Here is a 4,299-nt window from a genome sequence, read left to right on the forward strand (position 1 = left end):
GCGCTGACCAGAATCACGCACCAAGTCTCACGTGCGTTCGACTTGAACCAGAACTGACCTATAAGGAGTTGTATGATTCCAGAGAGCATATCTGGAGTGCACTTTTTATGACCGGCTATCTGACACAGAGGGGAGAGGCGGATGGAAATCTGTACCAGCTTGTAATTCCAAACCGAGAAGTTCGAAATATTATGACAGATCGTGTGATGTCATTGTTTAAAGAAAATGTAGGAAAAGACGGAGAGATGGTCAATTCTTTCTGTAATGCTCTTTTAGCGGGAGATACAGATAAGGTAGAAGAATTAAAGTATGAAATGAATTGAAAAAATATAAAAAAGCACTGAAAACCAATGAATTTATAGGTCTTCAGTGCCTTTTTTTGTAGTATACAACAGAATGATAAATAATATTAAGTTTTGCTAAATTTCACTGAGTTAGCGCATACTTATACATTAAACATTACATGTGCCATTTCTGTACCGGATTTGGTTATGAAAATCCGATCAATCGCTGTTTGAATTGCCTGCTTATCCGCATGATCTTCATAAAGATTTACGAGGAAATCTGCCTCTACCAGAATTTGGTAATCTAACCCATCAATATTGCTGTAAGTATGATGATGTCCGATGAGATAGCAGACACGATCAATCACCGCATCAGAATAAGTTCCACATTCCGTCAGCATCTGGCGGGCAGCTGCCGGACCTTCTTTTTCCTGCAACGGTCCGGTAGAACAGTGATATTTTTCTTCTGCAATTTTGATACCGATGTCATGAAGAATTGCAGCGGTTTCCAGAATATGCTGCAATTCATCGGATAAATGTTCTGCGTGTCCGATCATGGATGCGTAAGTATATACTTTTGTGTAATGCTGGATGCGGGCAGGATCGCCGGAATAGTATGCCAGCATTTTTCTGATCAGTGTTTCATTCATTTCAACTGTGTTGTTCATGTTATGTGTTCACCTCAAAAAATTCATTATTCTTCAATCAGATTAGTCTGTTATCCCATCTACGTTCATTACATCATAATACTCATTCTGAGTCATCAGATCCGAAGCATTATCAATCAGCCCCAGATCGATCATTGCCTGGATCGTGTTCGTACAGGACTTAGACAGAGAAAATGACACTTCTATGGAAGAATAATAATTTGTCGGTTTATTATTCTGAACGGCAGCATTTACCGTATTTGCCGAAGCTGTTTTGTAATCACTGGAAGTACTTGACGAATTTCTGGATGGCAGCATATCTGTCAGGTATTCCACATCCCCAGGAACCTGTCCATAGAAGTAAAAACTGTCATAGTAAATTGGGTTATCGTCAGTATCATGAATGCCAAGTCCTGCCGGATAATTGCCTGCAAGGATATCTGCCTTGAGTGCTTCATACAGTGTCTCCGTCTGCTGCTGATTCAGGGTGATGTTTCCATCATGTCCGTATTCGTCTACATGGCTTAAGGTGCCGTTTACAAAGGTGACATCTTCATAATTGTAGCAGAGCAGATAACGAAGCAGATCTTCATTTCCGGTTTCCAGTTTAGAAATTTGATAAGCCGGTGTGGTATCATCCTTCAGTGTTGCGTTTGTTACCGGAATTTCATAGCGGCGCATAATTTTTCGTCCATTTTTCAGATAATAGGTAATCTGAATGGAAGAGATATAATCGCTTTCGCTGTAAACAACGGAGGTTGATGTGCTGGATGCTGTGGTGTCGGACAATGTTGCGGTTGCAAAATCAGCACTTCGTTCTTCAGGATGATTGTATTCCAGATAATTTTGCTGGTAGGAATACGGTAAATACTCCTGCCTGTGGTTCAAAATATTCTGGTGGATTTTCTCCAGAACTTCAAAATCCGCTTCATCCGTGTATACATGCTCATAATCGCCGTACATATAGATGGCAGCAATCTGATCCGTGTCCGGAATTCTGCGTTCGATACGGAAGGCATCACTTTTCAGCAGACCGGTTCCAATCAGGCAGAGTGCAATGCATGCCGCCCATTCGATCCAGCGTTTCCTTGAAAAGATATGAAAACGTTTTTTTAACAGCATTTCTGAAATGAAGAAACTCACAAAGGAGCACGGAATCAGAAATACAAATAATGCCGTTGTCATATGTGCGGTGTTGTCAAAGAGCAGACTGAAAAGCAGGAAGGAGAGCCCGAAGCCTCCAACCAGCGCCAGCATCCAGCGGAAACACGGATGCAGCCATCCAAAGGCAACCACATCGCTGGTACATTCCAACTGACGTTTCTGGTAAAACACGTAAGCAAGGATCAAAAATACGACTGCGATAATGCAGTACAGTCCGATCAGCAGGCTTCCGCGCATATGAATCTGTTCCAGTGCGGTAAAATCTTCATTCATGGACCAGGTCAGGGATACGTGATCCAGCAGATACATAAATGGAGAAAGTACCGTGTCTCTGGTCTCTGTCAGCCTATAACTTACCTGATCACCAAGGATTCCCATGCCATAACACATGGAGGAAATGATCAGTGTGGCAATGGATTTAATTCCAATATACAGAAAATTTCCTACAAAATAGTAAGCTGCAGCGGCAACCGCATGCCCAGTGAGCATACAGCAGAACACCGCAAGAGTATAAAACAGAAAACTCATGCCTATCATATAAAGCAGCCAGTACAGCAGATATTCCACGGACGTAATATTATTGATAATGCAGACCAGCAGGTTCAATAAAAACGTGACTAACTGTGGAAGTAGCAGGAATAAAAATCCGCTGATATAATTTGTTACAAAAAGTTCACTCCGTTTTACCGGAAGCGCATGCATCATATAGCAGCTTCGGGTTGTGAACAGATAGGAAAAAATGGTAAGGGCAGCCACCAGTGCCGCGAAAAAAATGACATATGGTTCCAGGTTTCCACTGATGCATTCCAGCATGGTTATTAAGCGGTTAGTAGCTGGAGTGGCAGAATAGTGATCAACTGCCGGGGTATTCATATAATTGCGGGTGTTCAGGAACATTCGCACGGTCATATTGAAAAACAGATACGCCAGATAAACCGCCCATACCGGCCAGAACCGAGTCATATTTTTGAGGAATATCGTTTTATTAAAACAGGATGTCTTTGATTTCATAATTCTTTCCTCCCATTTCGTAAATAAAAATTTCTTCCAATGTAAGAGGAAGGATATCGATCAGCATCGGATGTGTTTCCTCAAGGATCATTTTGGCGCGTTCCGGATTGCCTTTTACGATCAGTGTGTATACACGACCGGTATTGGACATGTGTAAAATCTCAAAATCTTTCGGCAGCGTCGGCATGCCTTCCTGGAATGCCACCTGAATCTTGGACACATTTCCCTGCAGATCGGAGAGGGAACGTTCCACGATAATCTTGCCCTTGTGCATAATGCCCACATGGTCGCAGACATCCTCTAACTCACGCAGATTGTGGGAGGAGATCAGGATCGTAGTTCGGCTTTCGCTTGCTTTGGATAAAATGATACTCCAGATCTGACGGCGCATGACAGGGTCGAGACCGTCCATCGGCTCATCCAGGATCATCAACTCTGGCATAGCACAGATGGAAAGCCAGAAGGCCACCTGTTTTTGCATACCTTTGGAAAGGCGGTGGATGCTGCGCTTGGTATCGATATTTGGGAAAAATTCCTGTAGTCGGTCAAATAATGCGGCATCAAATTTTTTGTAAATGCCCTGATAAAACTGTTTCATTTCCAGTGTGTTTGACTGTAAAAAATAAAACATGTCATCCGGAATGTACGTGAATTTGGCTTTTGCCTCTGGATTGTCATATACCGGCAGACCATCAATGAGGATGGAGCCGCTGTCCGGGCGGTAAATTCCCGTGAGATGACGGATTAGGGTGGATTTTCCGGCACCGTTTGGACCGACGAGACCGTAAATGGTTCCTTTCGGAACGTGCAGGCTCATGTCGTCTAAAGCCATGAAGCCGTTGAAGGTTTTTGTAATATGTTCTGCCTGAATCATGCCTGAATCCTCCTTCCTGATAAGGAAAGGATGCGGTTCGTGAGATCATTTACCGGCATGGACAGGTAGAGAAGCTCAGACACGATCTTATCAAACTGTGGCAGCAGTTCCTGCTGGCGAAACTGGTTGGAGTGGTCCACCTCAGCAACAAAGGTGCCTTTTCCGGACAACGTATAGATGTAACCTTCGCTTTCCAGTTCCCGATAGGCACGCTGGATCGTATTCGGATTGATCGCCAGCGAAGCAGCCATATCACGGACGGAAGGCAGTTTTTCATCTTTTTTCAAAGCACCGCTGACCACAAGCTGCCGGACATTAT

The 4,299-nt window shown here is 43.5% G+C and carries 4 protein-coding genes and 1 pseudogene; 1 reads left to right on the plus strand and 4 read right to left on the minus strand.

What is annotated here, in order from left to right; all coding sequences use genetic code 11:
* A pseudogene (locus tag LG34_RS16855) lies at nucleotides 1–323 on the plus strand (hypothetical protein); the annotation flags it as partial.
* Between the two features lie 122 nt (nucleotides 324–445).
* Here the strand turns inward: LG34_RS16855 and LG34_RS14930 are convergent.
* The 4 genes from LG34_RS14930 to LG34_RS14945 all read right to left on the minus strand — a co-directional run.
* Nucleotides 446–952, minus strand: coding sequence for an HD domain-containing protein (locus LG34_RS14930; RefSeq protein WP_242979920.1), 507 nt, complete (start codon nucleotides 950–952; stop codon nucleotides 446–448).
* A 42-nt stretch (nucleotides 953–994) separates the two neighbouring features.
* Nucleotides 995–3,106: an ABC transporter permease gene (locus LG34_RS14935; RefSeq protein ID WP_109216769.1), complete on the minus strand. Its 2,112-nt coding sequence runs from the start codon at nucleotides 3,104–3,106 to the stop codon at nucleotides 995–997.
* On the minus strand, nucleotides 3,081–3,980 hold the full coding sequence (locus LG34_RS14940) for an ABC transporter ATP-binding protein (protein WP_109216770.1): 900 nt from the start codon (nucleotides 3,978–3,980) through the stop codon (nucleotides 3,081–3,083). Before LG34_RS14940 ends, LG34_RS14935 begins: the two co-directional genes overlap by 26 nt.
* Nucleotides 3,977–4,299: GntR family transcriptional regulator (locus LG34_RS14945; RefSeq protein ID WP_109216771.1), on the minus strand; the 323-nt coding region annotated here is incomplete at its 5' end. The genes LG34_RS14940 and LG34_RS14945, both read right to left, overlap by 4 nt.

The sequence above is a fragment of the Eubacterium ramulus genome (assembly GCF_003122485.1).
Lineage (GTDB): Bacteria > Bacillota > Clostridia > Lachnospirales > Lachnospiraceae > Eubacterium_I > Eubacterium_I ramulus_A.

Coding starts and splice junctions, on each gene's coding strand:
- LG34_RS14930 (WP_242979920.1), bottom strand. CDS start 952: ATGAACAACACAGTTGAAATGAATGAAACACTGATCAGAAAAATGCTG.
- LG34_RS14935 (WP_109216769.1), bottom strand. CDS start 3,106: ATGAAATCAAAGACATCCTGTTTTAATAAAACGATATTCCTCAAAAAT.
- LG34_RS14940 (WP_109216770.1), bottom strand. CDS start 3,980: ATGATTCAGGCAGAACATATTACAAAAACCTTCAACGGCTTCATGGCT.